This is a genomic window from Methanobacterium sp. (genome assembly GCF_016217785.1).
Lineage (GTDB): Archaea > Methanobacteriota > Methanobacteria > Methanobacteriales > Methanobacteriaceae > Methanobacterium.
Genome location: NZ_JACRGA010000009.1, coordinates 23,905 through 41,524, shown reverse-complemented (window position 1 = coordinate 41,524; position 17,620 = coordinate 23,905). Strand labels below are relative to the sequence as shown.

Annotated in this window: 18 protein-coding genes; 9 read left to right on the top strand and 9 right to left on the bottom strand. The window is 36.0% G+C overall.

Features of this window, described 5'->3' with window-relative positions; genetic code table 11:
• The first annotated feature begins 397 nt into the window (after positions 1–397).
• From HY987_RS04410 to HY987_RS04400, 3 genes are all read left to right on the top strand, one after another.
• Entirely contained in the window at positions 398–712 is a 315-nt protein-coding gene (locus tag HY987_RS04410) for a hypothetical protein (RefSeq protein WP_292756022.1), read from the top strand.
• A 124-nt stretch (positions 713–836) separates the two neighbouring features.
• Positions 837–1,319: a DUF488 family protein gene (locus tag HY987_RS04405; protein ID WP_292756020.1), complete on the top strand. Its 483-nt coding sequence runs from the start codon at positions 837–839 to the stop codon at positions 1,317–1,319.
• A gap of 116 nt (positions 1,320–1,435) precedes the next feature.
• The gene (locus tag HY987_RS04400; RefSeq protein ID WP_292756019.1) at positions 1,436–4,252 is read left to right on the top strand and encodes a DEAD/DEAH box helicase; all 2,817 of its coding nucleotides are present in this window, start codon (positions 1,436–1,438) and stop codon (positions 4,250–4,252) included.
• Between the two features lie 81 nt (positions 4,253–4,333).
• Here the strand turns inward: HY987_RS04400 and HY987_RS04395 are convergent, their stop codons facing one another.
• The gene (locus HY987_RS04395; RefSeq protein WP_292756018.1) at positions 4,334–4,759 is read right to left on the bottom strand and encodes a hypothetical protein; all 426 of its coding nucleotides are present in this window, start codon (positions 4,757–4,759) and stop codon (positions 4,334–4,336) included.
• A 467-nt stretch (positions 4,760–5,226) separates the two neighbouring features.
• Between HY987_RS04395 and HY987_RS04390 the strand changes: the two genes are divergently transcribed.
• Positions 5,227–6,222, top strand: a complete 996-nt coding sequence (locus HY987_RS04390) for a magnesium transporter (protein WP_292756016.1) — start codon at positions 5,227–5,229, stop codon at positions 6,220–6,222.
• Between the two features lie 107 nt (positions 6,223–6,329).
• Here HY987_RS04390 and HY987_RS04385 read toward each other — a convergent pair whose 3' ends face one another.
• The 8 genes from HY987_RS04385 to uppS all read right to left on the bottom strand — a co-directional run bounded on the left by HY987_RS04385 (position 6,330) and on the right by uppS (position 12,916).
• On the bottom strand, positions 6,330–6,524 hold the full coding sequence (locus HY987_RS04385; RefSeq protein ID WP_292756015.1) for a hypothetical protein: 195 nt from the start codon (positions 6,522–6,524) through the stop codon (positions 6,330–6,332).
• Positions 6,525–6,548: 24 nt separating this feature from the next.
• Entirely contained in the window at positions 6,549–6,671 is a 123-nt protein-coding gene (locus tag HY987_RS04380) for a hypothetical protein (RefSeq protein ID WP_292756013.1), read from the bottom strand.
• A gap of 674 nt (positions 6,672–7,345) precedes the next feature.
• Positions 7,346–8,794 (bottom strand): glutamate decarboxylase, encoded by a 1,449-nt coding sequence (locus HY987_RS04375; RefSeq protein ID WP_292756011.1) that lies wholly within the window; start codon positions 8,792–8,794, stop codon positions 7,346–7,348.
• A 258-nt stretch (positions 8,795–9,052) separates the two neighbouring features.
• Positions 9,053–9,541, bottom strand: coding sequence for a DUF2115 family protein (locus tag HY987_RS04370; protein WP_292756009.1), 489 nt, complete (start codon positions 9,539–9,541; stop codon positions 9,053–9,055).
• A 508-nt stretch (positions 9,542–10,049) separates the two neighbouring features.
• Positions 10,050–10,442 (bottom strand): hypothetical protein, encoded by a 393-nt coding sequence (locus HY987_RS04365; protein ID WP_292756008.1) that lies wholly within the window; start codon positions 10,440–10,442, stop codon positions 10,050–10,052.
• Positions 10,443–10,456: 14 nt separating this feature from the next.
• Positions 10,457–11,089, bottom strand: a complete 633-nt coding sequence (locus tag HY987_RS04360; RefSeq protein ID WP_292756006.1) for a hypothetical protein — start codon at positions 11,087–11,089, stop codon at positions 10,457–10,459.
• A gap of 228 nt (positions 11,090–11,317) precedes the next feature.
• Positions 11,318–11,971, bottom strand: coding sequence for a ribonuclease III (gene rnc, locus HY987_RS04355; RefSeq protein ID WP_292756004.1), 654 nt, complete (start codon positions 11,969–11,971; stop codon positions 11,318–11,320).
• 177 nt (positions 11,972–12,148) lie between these two features.
• A complete protein-coding gene (uppS, locus tag HY987_RS04350; protein ID WP_292756003.1) occupies positions 12,149–12,916 on the bottom strand; it encodes a polyprenyl diphosphate synthase in 768 nt (255 codons plus the stop codon).
• A gap of 232 nt (positions 12,917–13,148) precedes the next feature.
• Between uppS and HY987_RS04345 the strand changes: the two genes are divergently transcribed.
• From HY987_RS04345 to HY987_RS04325, 5 genes are all read left to right on the top strand, one after another.
• Positions 13,149–14,447, top strand: coding sequence for a tyrosine-type recombinase/integrase (locus HY987_RS04345; RefSeq protein ID WP_292756001.1), 1,299 nt, complete (start codon positions 13,149–13,151; stop codon positions 14,445–14,447).
• Between the two features lie 446 nt (positions 14,448–14,893).
• Positions 14,894–15,718, top strand: a complete 825-nt coding sequence (locus tag HY987_RS04340; RefSeq protein ID WP_292755999.1) for an ArdC family protein — start codon at positions 14,894–14,896, stop codon at positions 15,716–15,718.
• Between the two features lie 277 nt (positions 15,719–15,995).
• Entirely contained in the window at positions 15,996–16,316 is a 321-nt protein-coding gene (locus tag HY987_RS04335) for a B-box zinc finger protein (RefSeq protein ID WP_292755997.1), read from the top strand.
• A gap of 36 nt (positions 16,317–16,352) precedes the next feature.
• Complete coding sequence (locus tag HY987_RS04330) at positions 16,353–16,778, top strand: SHOCT domain-containing protein (RefSeq protein WP_292755996.1); 426 nt, start codon at positions 16,353–16,355, stop codon at positions 16,776–16,778.
• Between the two features lie 25 nt (positions 16,779–16,803).
• On the top strand, positions 16,804–17,529 hold the full coding sequence (locus HY987_RS04325) for a hypothetical protein (protein ID WP_292755994.1): 726 nt from the start codon (positions 16,804–16,806) through the stop codon (positions 17,527–17,529).
• The last annotated feature ends 91 nt before the right edge of the window (positions 17,530–17,620 follow it).

Sequence of the window (17,620 nt, the reverse complement as noted above, 5' to 3'; positions counted from 1 at the left end):
AAATAAATTCACATTATTCAGACAAATCTAAGATAAATCCATTATTAATTTTTTAAGCCCAAATTGGGGAAGAATGTAAAGATTGTAATTACCATCAAATTTATATTATTACTATTATATTAATTTATAATATGCAGGATTTGAAGATCATTGGTTTTAATATCAAAAATTCAAACGAAATGAACTAAAAAAATGCTAAAAAAGGCTTTGAAGAAAGGTTAAAATGACGATTATCTTATCCTTTAACCAACTCATTATGGTCAAGAAGTAAGTATAAATCCCCTTATGGTTAAAATAATAAAGGAGATGCCAGAGATTAAGAGAAATAGAAGAAAATTTAAGATATAATACAAAGTTTAATTGTTATTGATATTACTAAATAAAAGAGGAATAAAAAATGAGCCAGTGGAAAGAAGTTAAAAGAGATGAAGAGGAGATTGAAAAACCTGTTTTTTGGGAACCCGCAGCCATAGGAGAAGCATTACAGGGGAAATACATTGACCTGGAAGAAAATGTGGGCCAGTTCAAGAGCAACCTTTACACTTTCAGAACCTCTGAAGGTGAAATGAAGGTGTGGGGTTCCACAGTCCTGGATGAGTTAATGAAAAAAGTGGACATGGGTAACGAAGTCCGCATAACTTTCAATGGCAAACAACCCTCGAAAAGTGGTAAAAACCCATGGAAGGATTTCAAAGTTGAATATAAGGAATAACAAATTTTTAAAGGGATCAGACTCATCCATGGAATATAAACTCCATGGAATATAAAAAATACCACTGAAAAACTGTTTTTCCACTTACACCTATAAATTAAACAAAACAAACAAATAAGTGATTATGTCAACTATAATTTTCACCATCGGCCACAGCAACCATCCCTTCTCCAGATTCATGGAGTTAATCCAGAAACAGGATATCCAGATGGTGGTGGATGTTCGAACCAGGCCCTACAGTAAATACACACCCTACTTCAGTAAAAAACCCCTGGAAGAAGGATTAAAAGAATACCAGATAGAGTACGTTTATCTGGGGAATAAGATTGGTGGAAAACCAGATGATGCGAAGTTCTACCATGAAGGGGAACTCCTCTACCACCTCCTGGAAGAGGATGATAAGTACCAGGAAGGGCTCAGGATACTCCTGGAACTTGCCAGGGATAATAAGATTGTTATTATGTGCAGTGAAGAGGATCCATCCCACTGCCACCGCCACCACCTCATCAGTCAATCCTTACTCAAACATAACTTCCAGATAACCCATATAAAGGGAAATGGTGATCTGGAAAAGGTTAGAAGCGATTACCAGACCAGATTATTTTAATTAAAGGATTATTATTTTAAATTAATTAATAGGTTTTAATTAATTAAGGGGGAAATTATAATAGAATTGTTTTAAAATAGTTTTGTATAAACCCCTATTTATTAACCCTGATTTAAATGCTTAAAAACGTCCTTGAAACCCTGGAAAAAAATAGAATCTTCCGCAGGAAGGTGGAACACATTGAAACCCTCAATGAACGCCAGGCACAGTACGGTGAAGTGAAAGAACTCCCTTTATCCTTGCAGAAATATCTCCAGGACAGTCGTATAAAACTCTACCAACACCAGGTTGAAGCCACCGAGCTCATCAGGGAAGGTGAAAATGTTCTTATAACCACTCCCACTGCTTCTGGTAAAACCCTTGCATTTAACCTGGCTATTGTTGAAACTTTAAGCCGTGAGGAAGAGGCCACTGCCCTTTACATTTACCCAGCCAAGGCACTGGCTAATGACCAGTTAAATGTCTTAAAACACCTGGAATCATCCTGTGGATTGGATTTTAAACCCAATATCTACGATGGTGACACTCCCAAGAATATCCGTCCCTGGATTAAGGAAAACTCACGTTTAATTCTCACCAACCCTTACATGTTACACCTTATAATGGATTGGCATCACCAGTGGTCACGTTTTTACAAGAACCTGAAGTACGTGGTAATTGATGAGGCCCATCATTACCGTGGTGTTTTCGGATCCAATGTAGCATTCCTCATCCGTAGATTAAGACGAATCTGTAACCATTACGGCAGTTACCCTCAGTTCATTCTCTCATCAGCCACCCTGGCCAACCCTGATGAGTTCAGCCGTAACCTGGTGGGTATGAGTTTCCAGGAGGTTAACCAGGATACTTCTCCCAGTGGGAAGAAACATTTCATTCTTTATAACCCCTTTGCCAAGTGGGGTGATCTTTCCACCCACCAGGAGACCAAGAACCTGTTCCAGCTCATGGTCACTAACGATCTCCAGACTTTATGTTTCACTGTCAGCCGTAAAATGGCAGAAATCATTGCCATGTGGACTAAAAGAGAGTTAAACGAAACAAAACCAGACCTGGTCAACCGTATAACCGCCTACAGGTCTGGTTATCTGGCCCAAGAGAGACGTAAAATTGAGAAGGGACTTAAAACCGGTAGTCTGGTGGGTGTGACCTGCACCAATGCCCTGGAGCTGGGATTGGATATTGGTAGTTTAGATAGTGTGATTATCAGCGGCTACCCTGGAACCATGATCAGCACCTGGCAGCAGGCAGGACGTGCAGGACGTGCAGAAAATGAGTCACTGGTCATTATGGTGGCCTTTGAAAACGCCCTTGACCAGTACCTCATGAAGCACCCTGAATTCCTTTTCCACAAAAGTCATGAGAATGCAGTCATCGACCTTCAGAACAAGAAAATAACCCAGGGACATCTTATGTGTGCGGTTAAAGAATTACCATTAACAGTGGATGATTTTGAAAAATATTTTGAAGCAGATTATGATACTCTGGAGGCTATTCGTCAGGGCGGACTGGTAAAGGAAACCCTAATTGGGTTAACCTATATAGGGCTTAAAAGTCCGGCCATGAACATCAGCCTGGATCAGATATCCAGTGACCACTTTAAGGTTTTCCATAATAAACGACTAATGGAGACCATGGACCGTCAGCATGCCTACAGTGAAGCCCACGAAGGAGCAGTACTCATCAACCAGGGTGAAACCTACACCGTGGACAGTTTCGACCTGGTCAAAAGAACCATCAATGTTAAGAAGATGGATGTGGAATACCATACCCAGGCCCTTAAAAATGTGGATGTTTCCATTGAAAAGGAGATTAGCTCCAGACGGATAGGTAATTTCAGTGTTTCCTTTGGTGAGGTTAAGGTTACCCAGGATTTCTATAAATACAAGACAATGATTTACGGGAAAACCCTATCCACTCATAACCTGGAGTTACCCCCATTAAAGTATCATACGCGTGGTTTATGGTTCACTGTCCCGGGATTAGTCCAGGATACATTGGAAAATATTTTCACCAAAAAGGATGCCTACCCTGGTAGCCTGCACGGCGCAGAACATGCCCTTATCTCCATGTTCCCCTTACTAGTACTCTGTGACCGTTTCGATATTGGGGGTTTATCCACCAATTACCATCCTGAGACAGGTAAGGCAACTATTTTCATCTATGATGCCTATGAGGGTGGTATTGGCCTGGCAGAGAAAGCAGTTGAGGTAATGGAAAAACTGGTTGAAGTAACCCGGGACATGGTGAAAAGCTGTCAGTGCCGTAAAGGATGCCCTACCTGTATTTATTCCCCTAAGTGTGGTAATGATAATAAACCATTACATAAAAAGGGAACTATTTTCATCTTAGAATCTATTCTGAAGATGATGAATGGTGAAAGTGTAGATCTACCCACTAATATAACTTATGATCATATGGAAACCACCACTTCGCCTTTTAAACCTCCAATGGTGGGTGCAGAAGGTTATCAAGAATTTGAAAACCCTGAAAATCTTACCCTGAAGGGTGAATCATTCTATCTTAACGGAAACCTTAAAGAATCACTGGAATGCTTCCAGAAAGTTCTGGAAATGGATGAAGGTAACCTTTCTGCATTGAAGTATAAGGGTATGATCCTGGCAAAACAGGAAAAACATGAAGAAGCTATTGAATCCTTTCAGAAAGTCCTTAAGAATCAAGAAGAAGATGCTGAAGCTCTTTATTATATGGCAGTTTCCTTGCATAAAACTGGTAGCTATCCTGAAAGTAAAGATGCCTCGAATAATCTCATTAAAATCAGGTCTGATTGGGATGATGCCTGGTGTATACTGGGCATGGCGCTTGAGGCACTAGGTGATAAAGAAGGAGCTATAACTGCCTATAGGAAGGCTTTGGTTATTAATCCTTTGAATGAAGATGCTACGAATAATTTAAATGGTATTTTAGAAGATTGATTTATCATAACTTAGAAACATATCCTGCAGTATGTGAAAAAATTATTTGAAGATCATTCATTTTTTAGTACTGAAGATTATTCATTTTTTAGTTCTGGTGAGAGGATTGCCTTTTTCTATTAGGTTGAGGGTTATCTCCTCAAACTCATCCCACAAACCAGGCGCTTCCTCTTTAAAACGTTTTGAACGTGGAAATGAAGATAATTTAACTCCACTGGAAGCATATGTGCTGTTATATTCCCTGTCTTTAGTATCCAGATCTATTAATTTAGAATAAATAGATTTAAGAAGTTCCAGACAGTTATTAAAAGAGGATATGGAGATTATTTCTTTATCAGTGAAGGTTATTGCCAGTAGTGATGCCTGGTTTCTCCACATTATCTCATTCCATGAAGGCATAGGCATTTTAATCAGCCGATGGGCCAGGAGGATCTTCAACTCATCCCCCACAACTTCACTTTCGGCATCTTTGTTTAATTTATACCAGAAATCCTTAAGTAATTCCATATTTTTATCATTTTCAAGGGAAATTAACGTTCGAGTAGAGTTTATTTTCCTTCTCTTTGACCTTCTATCCCTTCGTAAGTTGCTTATCTCACTAGAGGCCAATCCCATAATCACTCCTAAAACAGTGGAAATTATAGGAATATATCCTGTAATATTATTTAACGTAAAATCAGCTCCGTAAATTTATTTTTAAATTAATACTAAAAAAAAGCGGCTTAAAATTCACTTAAAATTCAGTATTTATATATTGATTTTTGGTACCTATAAAATGATCTATAGGGGGCTTGGGTGGTTTTTTAAAAAATAAATTTTAAAGGTTTTATTAAACATTTTAAGTGATGTGAAAATCTAGGAAGATGTGATTTGCATGGGAAGTTTTCACCAGTGCATTAATAGTAGCTTTTTTAACAAAGCCCGTGCTATAGATTTACTACGATTATTAATTATCCTGGAGAAGTGACAGTAAAATGGAAGCCACACTTGAATATCCTGAGAAAACTGCCGGATACAACATGGTAACAGAGGTCCCTGTTTTCAGTGCAGATGATACCATTGGGAAAATTAAAGAGGTCTTAGTTGATAAATCATCCCAATTCAATAGTCTAGATTACATATACCTCACTGATAAAATTAACACCCTGGTTGGGGTTATTTCAATTAAAGATATCCTGGTTACCGTGGATAAAACTGTTAAGGCCTCCGAGATCATGGTCCGTGATCTGGTAACCGCCGATGTCACCACTGATCAGGGAAGACTGGTTTATCTGGCATTGTCTCATGGTTTGAAGTCCATACCCGTGGTAAATGAGGAAGGCAGGTTCATGGGTGTGGTGCCCTATGATACCATACTCCAGATTTTCAACCTGGAAGTGCAGAGTGATGTTTTTAACTTTGGAGGTATATTTCACCGTGTTGGGGATGAATACATATCCATACATTCATCAGCCATCCATATGATCCGTTCACGTCTGCCATGGCTCATTATTGGAGTTATTGGTGGTACACTGGCCGCATCATTAATTGCCCAGTTTGAGGAGCTTCTGGCCAGTTTCATTGCCCTGGCTAGTTTCATACCGGTGATGGTGTATATGAGTGATGCTGCCGGGGCCCAGACTGAAGCCTTGATTATTCGAAGTATGGCCCTGGACACACATTTAGATGTTCGAAAATATTTAACCAGGGAAATACTGGTAGCCACCGTACTGGCACTTGCATCCGGTGCTTTTGCAGCTTTACTGGCCTATCTCACCCGCCAAAACCTGATATTGGGGGTTATAATTTTCCTGGCACTGTTTTTTAGCATAATTGCTTCGGTAACCATCAACACCTTAGCACCCCTGATTTTACGAAAATTTAACTACGACCCCGCACTGGCTACCGGTCCACTGGCCACTATCTTCAGTGACATTGCCACCCTGGCCATTTACCTGGCAGTGGCCATAATCTTACTTGGTTGGTCATGATCTAACCTAAAAATATTCAATAATTTTTTAATACATTTATGGGGAAAATTTTAAGTTAAAAATATAGATCTAATCTAGAATTCTATCTAGAATATTTTCAGATTATATTAAAGGGGAGTATGAAATTCTTTTGGGAGGGGGGAGATTGTTATGGGCAGTAAGTTCATCTTAACAGTTTTAACAATCCTTTTATCATCTTCAGTAATGTTGGGTGGAAGTATTACTTCTGCATATTCTCCGGATTCATCCACTAATTCCAATGTTAATGTTATTGCTGCTTCATTTTCCTGGGAAAATGCCAAGTCCTTGATCTCAGTATGTTCATTTTAAATTCGCCTCCGCCTTTTATCCTCATCTCCAACCAGAATACTTTCATCTTCACCAGAGCGTTTGCTTTCTGCATCTCCAGCTAGACCGGTTTCATCTTCACCGACTCGAACCCTTTCCATCTATCCTGAAAGACCTGTTTCGACTTCACTAAATAGTCCAGTATCTACTCACCAGAGCGTCCTATTTCTTCTTCCCAAACCAGGCCGCTTTAAGATTACTAGCTTGATTATCTTTTAAACCATGTCCCCTGTTTTGGTTATTCCTTAAACAGTCCCCTGTTTATTCTTAGGCCCATCTGATTTTATTATATCAACTGCATAATACTAATTGTTGTTATTATAGAATAATGTTGGAATATATTTATAATATTAAAATAAGATTATAATGATTGAACCCCATAATAATGTTAGGCACTAATATCTATAAGGAGGTGTTTGAATGAATAACAGAGAAACCATCACTATTGTTGGAATATTTTCCATAGTTTTACTAATAGGACTGGTAATGTGTCGCGTGTAACTAAACTTCTTTATTTTAACAACACAACTTGAATCAGAATGCAGTTCTATAATCAAATGGATAATTATTATTAGAGAATGGGGTAGAAATCATATTATAAGATAATTAATCCTTTATTAAGACAATTATTCATATTATGGAGAAATAATCTTTATTAAGATTCTTTATCGTAATTGGGAATATTAATCATTTATTGGAGATAGAATCCTCTTTAATGAAATTATAATAAATTCACTCTCAAAGTTAGTTCTAAAAAAATAAGGTAGGTAAACTCTCAGCAGATAGTATCATGATGGTCTCTGGAAGCCTGTATATTTTCCTGATGCTTTGCATATCTTAGAACTTCATCAATGTCTTTTTCCAGGCTATCATAGGCATCCAACAGGTCATTGTAAAGGATGTTTACCTGTTCCCGGCTCATGGTGAGTCTGATTACAATGCGCAGTATGGCTTTATCCTCAGCATTTTTAGGTAGTGTGTAGGCGGGGATTATCCATCCTTTCTGTCTTATTCTCTCAGAAAAGTTGAAAACATCAAAATTACATTTTTCATCCAGCTCAAATGCCACCAGTGGCAAGATTCGGGTTTCGTTGTTGATTACCTTGAATTTTCCACTGGAATCCATCTTCCGGGCCAGGTATTCTGCATTATTAAATAGTAGTCCCATAATAGCCGTGTATCCATTTCTTCCAATTGCTAGAAGGTTGAAATACTGGGCAATAATTGTACTGGCCCCTTTGGAGAAGTTAAGGCTGTAGGTAGGCATCACACCCCCCAAGTAGTTCACCTCGAATATCAGATCATTGGGTAGGTCCGATTCGTTCCGGAATATCAGGAAACCAACACCTGGAAATACAAGACCGTATTTATGGCCGGAAACATTGATACTGCGAACATGGGAAAGTCTGAAGTCCCATTTCATTTCGGGGTAGATGAAGGGGACCACAAATCCTCCACTGGCAGCATCCACGTGTATGGGGATGTTCCATCCCTTTTCTTTGTTGATTTCAATTAGCATGTCGTTGATTTTACTTATGGGGTCCATTTCTCCAGTGAAGGTGGTTCCCAGTACTGTGCCAACGCATATAGTGTTCTCATCAATACTCTTTCTCACCAGATCCACATTCATCACGTAGTTATCCTCTTCCATGGGTATTATACGGGGTTCTACATCGAAGTAACGTGCGAACTTCTTCCACACTACATGTACATCCTCACCAAATATGATGTTGGGTTTATCCGTGGATTTACCTTCGTTTTCGCGTTTCTTCTTCCAGTTCCATTTATGGGCCAGTAATCCTAACATTATAGCTTCTGAAGAACCAATAACACTAGTGCCGATGGGTTTGCTATCTTCTGGTGCGTTGTAAAGACGAGCAAGGATGCTGATAACCCTGTCCTGTATTAAACTGGAGTAGGGATATTCATCCTGATCCACGAAGTTTTTACCAGCATTTTCCATGAACAATTTCTCTGCGTGTTCATCCATTTCAGTGGTTACAAAACTGGCCAGATTCAGTGACGGGTTACCATCCAGTTTCAGTTCATTCCGGATCATGTGGTAAACCACGTCAGTTGCTATTGGGTCTTCTGGTATTTCATACTTAGGAGACTCCTTGGCATAGTAGGCCATCAAAGCTTTTAACGTCTCATCACCAGAGAGTTCTTCAGATTCCCTTATAAATTCCTCAATCTCTTCATCAGTTAAAGAATAAGATAACACAATTCCACCCCCCATTTTATAAAAACTATTATACATTATTTTGTTAACATTCAGTATTATAGTTTTTTAAAAAAAGAGAGTTAGTTAATCCAATTTTAATGAATAAAAAGGTAAAATAATTCCTGAAATTTCATTTAAGAGACGATTTTAAGAGTAATTAATAAATAGAAAAAGTTTAAAGATTTATAACCTGATAACTAAATAAAAACTGTCAATAAAGCATTTTTGTTATAGTAATACACAAAAAATCATTCAAGGTTATGGTGGTGTATCTGCAGGGCTGGATTGGCATATGCAGTATTTGCACAGTGAAAGTTCATCTCTAATGAACATTTTTTTCCCGGTGCAGTAGAAAACTCCATCGGTTTCATAAACAGTGGTTTTATTGGAGAAAGTAATGCCGGGAGGATGTAAAGGTTTACGGGCAATGAAAGTTAAGTAAATTGAGATTCCTTTAATAAATTCTTTAAACTCATCATCACCTGATCCATGCAACTGGAAGTAGTGATCTATTCTAGCCTCCATGTCTTTTAAATCTTCCACATCAACCTCTCCGTTGTAATCTTCACTTGCTGAGTTCATTATTTCCGGGAAGTTATCCTGGTTGTACTGGGACATGGTTTTATGGATATCCTTAACTTCACCGGGAAGTTTATTAAGTTTAAAATCAGCAGGTTCCTTCTTCATTATTTCCTGATATTTTTCCAGGTCCTTCTTTATTTTTTCCAGTAATTGTGAAGTTTTCATGTACACCTCATAATCAAATTCATGAAATCATACCTAAAAAATAATTTCATCCTTCAGTATAATTTTGCATATTAATACCAATTCCATTGTAATATGTTATCATTAAAAAATTTTAGATAGTGGATGAAAGTATGAAAAAGGATAAAGTATTAAATTATAGATGATAATATATACACCAGGTTATCATAGATTTTAAGTGAATTCTGCGTAAAATGAAAAGTTTCAAAATATATCATTTTTTCAAAATATATCATCTGATTTTTTTTATCCAGTATTCCTAAATTTTTCTTTAAAATAATCCCGAATATTAAATTCCTCAAAATACCAGTAAAATGATCAGCCCATGTATACTAAACGGTTGAAATAGGGGTATTTCGGAGATTTTTATTTTTTTATACATTTTTTTGTATTGAGGAGGGAGCTTGAATTTATATTCATTATATTTTTTCCAGGTTTCTGGTGTTTTAATTGTTGAAATTAATAACATTAGACTATGATCATCCTATGTTTACTTTTTTTGGGATTCCAGTAAATTTATGAAACTATCCAGTCCATCTTTACCAGAATCAATGATATCAATTGCAGAGTCAAGTTCATCATCTTTTGATCTCTGGTCAACTATTAATCTGCGGATGATGAACCCCATTATTCCCAGTACAGCCATGAATATTAGAAAATAAAAAATAGAGGCAAAAAGGTACTGCAACCCGGTCAGGTTGTCCTGTGTGAGGAAGGTTAAGGTGAAAAGTACTAAAAAGGCGAAGGTGAAACAGCTGGCAACAACCAGTAAGAGTTTCTGGTCATCGTTCTTATCACGGAAGGCGGAGTAGGCGGCTATGGATAATGAGGATCCTGCCAGGCTGAAAACCAGAAATTCTGGTATTAAGTGGGTTAAATCCATTCTTTAACTTCCTTTTATTCTTTATAACACTGCTGATTTAACACGTCTTCTTTGGTTAATGGTTTTGCATGAGTTAAAATTTTATTGAAGGCTATATTGTAAATATTTAATAATTTACGGTTGCATTTTTTTATCCCTACTGAGCCTCTAGTTTCTGTGTGGCGGTGAGGCTTTTCAACGTACAGATGTGTGTTGTTGAAAATCATGAAATGTTTGGTGGGTCTTTCTGGTAAAATAAAATACTTTACATCATTATATTTATCAAGTAAAGTGTAAATTTCCGTTCTGTCCTCACAAAATACATTAGGCCCTGCAATGATAATAATAGACTCAAAATTGTGGTTGGCTGCGTGTTTAACAATTTCCTGGGTGTTTTCACTGAATTCACCCACGATAACCTTAAGTTCTAGCCTCTCATTTATTTTCCCATTGGATTTTTTATTTTTGAAGTCCTCAATGAGGTTAAATCTCCAAACTCTCTTTTTATAACGCTCATCACTGTGAAAAAGAACAATTTCAGCACCATAATATTCATCACAAATAGGATTATGCTTGTATACTAATTTAAACAGGATGAAAACTGCCAGTAAGGATGATATGATTATAATGGCCAGTATCAGAACATGGTCAACTGGAATTTTGGACAACCCCTCAGTAAAATCACTTTTAGTGTCATGTGTTACACTTGAAGTGTATGTCTTACTGGTATATAAATCCTGCCATGATTACAAATTTAAATTATAATAAAAAAATGACTATTAATAATAACCATTAAGAATTTAAAATCAACACTATTAATCAGATAAAATTATGTAAACTGCATTGATATAATAATAAGAAAACCCTAAGAATAATAATAAACCCGGGTGATTGATTTAAAGATTTTTCAAAGCTTCTTTAGCCGCATTTTGCTGTGCTTCTTTTTTATTCCCACCAACTCCAGTTCCATAATTTTTACCATTGATCATGGCAGCCATGGTGAATGTTTTCTTATGTGGTTCTCCTTCTTCGTTAAGTAAGTCATAGACTATGCTGAAACCATCTTGATTCGATAATTGTTGTAATTCTGATTTATAATCATAAAAAAAGACATCTCCATTATCTATATGTGGCATGACTGTTTTTGAAAGAAATTTTTTAACAGAACCCAGACCTAAATCAAGATACAATGCCCCGATAAATGATTCAAATACATCACCAGTAACTGAATAAAATTCTCTTCTGGATAATTCAGCACCAGCACCTAACTTTACATACTTATCCAGACCTATATCCATGGAATAGGTATAAAGAGCTTTTTTACACACATAATTTGCACGCATACGGGTTAATTCACCCTCATCTAAATCCCGATCCTTTTCATATAAAAATTCAGACACCACCAGATCCAGGACTGCATCACCTAAAAATTCCAATCTTTCATAACACTCATTGAGGTCGTTTTCATAGGAATAGGACTCGTGCAAAAAGGCTATATCATAAAGATGAATATTTTTAGGGTTTATTGAAAATTTTTCCAGTAGCTGCATAACTATCAGTATAATTGTTGGGTTAATAGTCTTATTAATGTTTATAAAAAAGTGTTTAGTGTTTTTATAAAAAAGTGTTAGCGTATATATTTTAAATTACATCCCAATTTTAAGATTCCCTACTATTTTAGAGGTTCATGATTTTACTAAAATATTTATTAAATAACAATGGAAGATTTAGACCCCAAATCTCCTTTCTCTCTGCTGATATGATCTTAAAGCCCTTAAAAAGTCTACCTTTCGGAATGCAGGCCAGTAACTATCGCAGAAATAGAGTTCTGAATAGGATGCCTGCCATAGTAAAAATCCGCTAAACCGTTCCTCACCACTGGTTCTTATGATAAGGTTGGGATCATCTAATCCTGCAGTATAAAGGTTTTCATTTACTACTTCTTCATTAATGTCTTCAGGATCCAGTTTTCCTTCCTTAACTTTTCCTGAAATCTTTTTAATGGTGTCCACTATTTCTAAACGCCCATCATAACCAATGGCTATATTCAAAAGCATATTGTTATAGGAAGCGGTTGATGCTTCCGCAATATCTATGGCTTCTCTCACATCCTCTGGAAGTAAATCCAGCTGACCAACTGCTTTCACCCGAACTTCATTCTTGTGAATTTTCTTATTTTTGGCTATTCCTTCAAAGTTTTCTTTAAAAAGCTTCATCAAGCCTTGAACCTCATCCTGTGGCCGGTTAAAGTTCTTACTTGAGAATGCGTACACGGTGATAATCTCTATTCCCAGATCAACACACCATCCTAAAAAGTCTTCAAGGGTATTTTTTCCGTGTTTATGACCATCCAGCGGACTCATATTCCTTTGAATTCTTGCATATCTCCGGTTACCATCCATGGTAATGGCTACGTGCTTGGGCATATCCTCCGGCCGGAGATCTCTGGATATATACCATTCGTATGCACTGTAAAGTGGTTTTAAAATAGACATTTTATATTTCCTTTCAATTGACCCCCATCGAGTAGGGTATCCTCTTTCACAAATAAAGTTATGTTCTTACTTTTATCTTTGAAATAAATAAATTAAATTGTGTAAATTTGGGAGCGAAATTATTGTAAATGTGATGAAAAAAATCCAGAATATTTGCAACTTCGTTATATCAGGGTATATTTGACCACAACGTCGGATATATTTATATATCATATGTTACATACAAAGAATCATGAAAGGGGAAGATGATGAAATTATTGAAAATTGGTTTTTAAGGCGAAATATTGCTAAAGGAACTCAAAAATCGTATAGTATTGCTTTTAAAGATTATTGTGATCTTATTGGTAAAACACCTAGTGAATTATTTGAAGAAGCTGATTTAGAAGAAGAAAGAGGTGTTAGGCCAATAAAATCCAAAGTTTATCATTATCTACTCAAATATAAAAAACATCTCATTGAATCAGGTAAATCTAAAAAAACTGTAAAATTATACTTTTCTACTGTTAGATCTTTTTACATGTCATTTGATATCACTCTACCCGATATTAAGTTAGATAGTGGAGACATAGGTTTAGAAAAAAATGAGGGCAGGCTATTAAAACGAGCTGACATTCGTAAACTAGTGAATGCAGCATCTTCACGTGAACGTGCATTAATTTATCTCATGGCATTATCAGGGATGGGTCAACAAGAGGCAAGAGATTTAACCATTAAGAAATACCTTGATGTAGCAAGTTCGGCTATTGGAAAACCTTTAGATGATGTAAATGATCTATTCAAATTTGAAGATGAAATTCTTAAAGAGATTTTAACTTTACATATTACTCGTCAAAAAACTAGGTATAGTCATATAACGTTTATTCCTCCAGAAGCTTCTCGAGAAATTATACACTATCTTAAGGAACGGTGTAATGGGAGAAATGAGAAAGTTAGGGTTGATAATAACTCTGATTATATATTTGCAAGTAAAAATGGCGGACAACTATCAAGAGATAGTATTGTTACAAATTTCCGCCGTATAGGTGAACTTGCTGGTTTTAAACGTGACAAAAATAGCTACAGCTTTTGGAGAAGCCATGCACTTCGTAAATATTTTATTTCTACCTTCATAAATAAGAAAGGAGAAAAAGTTATTGCTGATTTCATGGCAGGACATAAAATAAGTGATATGGATAGAGCATATTGGAAGGCCAATCCTGAAGATTTAAAAAAAATGTATGCCGATGCATTACCTACACTTTCACTAGATAAAGCAAACGTACGAGATTATGAAACTGAAGAGTTTAGAGAAATAAAAGAGAAGAATAAAGATCTAAATGAAAAACTAAAAATGCAAAATGAAGAGATGGCCCAATTAAAAGATCAGATAAAGTCGGTTCAAGATGATACTCAAAAGTCGTTTAAAGAACTTTTAGAGAATTTGAACCCTTCAGATCCAAATGCAATCGCCAAATTACTCCCAATTTTATCTAGCAGTGCTTTTGAAGACAAAAATATTGTTAAAACTCAATATAGAAAAAATACTGACTAAATGCTTTTTTCCAATTAAAAGATGAATTAACTTGTGCATCAGTCTCTTAGTTGATGTCTTAATTTTTTAATAATTTTAATCCCATTAGCGATAGCTCTCTTCTAAAAATAGGTTGAAATCCATACAATCTATTTGATTTAATCTTGCAAACGATTTTTCAAAGTTAATGTTAACTGCAGAAATGATATCTACTCTGTTTTTACATCTCTTAAACTAGCAATGGACGAAGTTTCCTTGCTTCCTTTCCGTTTTTAAATGAATTACACCCCTAGCGATAGCTCTCGATGTTTAATTCGATGAGTGTGTTAATCAATTTTTTAGACCGTGTTTGGTCTTTTACTTATTTTAAGAGTATGAGGTGATTGAAATGAGCGTTTGAAAGCAAATGAATTAGGAGATAGGTAACTGGCAGGAGGAACGCAATTGGATGAGAGAAGGTGATTTAAATGAAATTGGAAATACCAAAAGAACTGAAAGGAAAAGAATTAGGCAAATACCTGAGTGATAAACTGGATGAAATAGCAGACAACATCTGTCAGGACCCAGATGAATTGGAAAAGTTTGTTAAAAAATGGAATGATGGCTTCCACACATATTCCATTAACAACACAATCTTAATCTGGCTACAAAAACCAGAAGCAATAGAAAATCCTCTAATAGCAGGTTACAAAGCATGGCAGGGAAAAGGACGTCAAGTGAATAAAGGCGAGCGAAGTATAAGAATACTTGCACCAATGACTAAGAAAATAGAAGAAGACAACGGAGATTTAACATACATTGTCACTGGATACTTCCCAGTCTCAGTATTTCACATCTCCCAAACAAGTGGAGAACCAATAGAGAATCTTGGGTGTTCAGATCTGATCTCAGGATACGTAGACTTCGAAAGAATAGCCAATGCATCCCCAGTACCCGTAAACATTAAAGATCTAGGACTATCAAATGGGAATACAGATGGGAAAACCATAAACATCACACCAAAGAAGAATAAAGCTGCTATGTGTGCCACACTAATACATGAATGGGCCCATGTAGCTTTAGGACACTGTGAAAATACAGGAGTAGTCTTATTTGAAACAGAAGATCGATCTGCTAAGGAGGTTGCAGCGGAGACTGTAAGCTTTATTGTCTGTAGTGCAATAGGTATCCTAAATAATAAAAGCAGGTTGTATATTGGTAGTTGGGAGGGTAACAGAGAAGAGCTACAATCTAATGGGAAACATCTAATTAGCGTAGCTGAATCAATCATCCGTAAACTATCCGAGACATAAAAGTATAAATAGAGCCCTCAAAGTAGCTTACTAGTTTTGCATATATTAGTGGGGGGCCTTTTTTTAGAAGTATAATCGGCTGAAAGCCAAGCCGATAATGGCGTGTGTGCTCTGTGTGATGGAAAAATGAATAAAGCGCGCGCGTGAGCGATGTGAATATCTATTAATATTTATCCTTTTGTTTGGGGGGAATAAAACAAAAATATATTTAAGTAAGTTAAATTAGTATTATTATCATTGTTCTAATCACTTAATATTAATTATAGGGGGGAATATGATGAGATGTGAAGTACATCCAGATAAAGAAGCTGTGAAGTTCTGTGGGTCATGCGGCAGTGCTATTTGTGAGGATTGCTTGGTAAATGCTGATGGCACCAGTTATTGTAAAAGTTGTTATACTAAAAAAAGAAAGACCTATAACTCTAATAATCAAATTGAATCTATTGTTAATGAATTTGCATCGTTATTCAGGAATAAAATCTTTTTGTTGGTTGTTATAGGATTTATTGTATTGATTTTAATAATTATAATTGTATTAGCTTTGAACCCCGCTCAGACACCGGATTATATGTATTCACAAGGAATGTTTGGCCCATAGTGGATGAGGTGTTTTTTGATGAAATGTTCTAATCATATGGAAGTTGAAGCAATAGCAGCTTGTGTAAAATGCCATAAGCCTCTATGTGAATCTTGCCGTGTAAAAGTTAATGAGCGCAATTTTTGTGCTGAATGTGCTGAAAAACCTGGTTTTAAAATAGATAAGGAACTCAAAGACTTAGAGAATTTTCCCCATGATGTTGTTAAAGCTGCTGGTAGAGCTGATGATTATCTAAAGGAGAAGGGTGTTCATGAAGAAGTTGATAAATTTAAAAAGAAGAGTTCTGAGATGTTTAAATCCATATCTAAAAATATAAATGACAGTAGAGGAGGTAAAAAACGAATTATAACAGTTCGAAAGCCTTTAGAGGAAATTAAGAAAGCAAAAGAACTATTAGATATGGGAGCAATAACTGAAAAAGAATTTGAAGAAATTAAACATAAGTATCTTGAGCAGATGTAAGAGAAGGATTTTTCTACAGGGGATTATGAGGGATGAACAAATGAATAGAGATGATTTGGAAAAACAACTAAAACCTACAAAAAGTGATGTGGGGCATGCAATAACTAAAGGTGCATTGTCAACAATACCACTTGTTGGAGGATCAGCTGCTGAAATTTTTTCATTAATCCTAGAGGCTCCCATATCTAAAAGGCGTGATGAATTCATAATCTCCATTTATGAAGAATTACAGAGCATAAGTGAAAAAGTTGAAGAATTTAACATTGAAGAACTAGTAGAAAATGAAATTTTCATCACATCATTGACTCATGCATTGCCTATAGCAGTGAAAAATCATCAAATAGAAAAAATCACAGCTTTAAAAAATGTTGTGTTGAATTCAACCCTACCAAATGCTCCTGATGAAGACAAACAACTAATGTTCCTTGATTTCATTGATTCATTTACATCATGGCATCTAAAAATATTGCTTTTATTTGACGATCCTGAAGAATATGCAAGCCAAAATGATATAAATTTCCCAAATTGGTCTAGTGGACAACTATCTGGAGTTGTTAGACATGTGTTTCCTGAATTGAACGGAAAAAGAGAATTTTATACTCAAATATTCAAAGATCTTTATAATCATGGTTTACTAAATACATCTGATGATAGTTTTAATACTATAATGACGGGACATGGAATGTTATCTCCTAGAACTACAGAACTAGGGAGTGAATTTTTAATTTTTATAATAGATCCACAGTTTTAAATGATCATTGTCACTAAAGTTGCTTAATAGACTTTGTTTGTTTACGTTTTTTAATTTTATCTCAACCGGATTCTATTATTCTTATCATTTA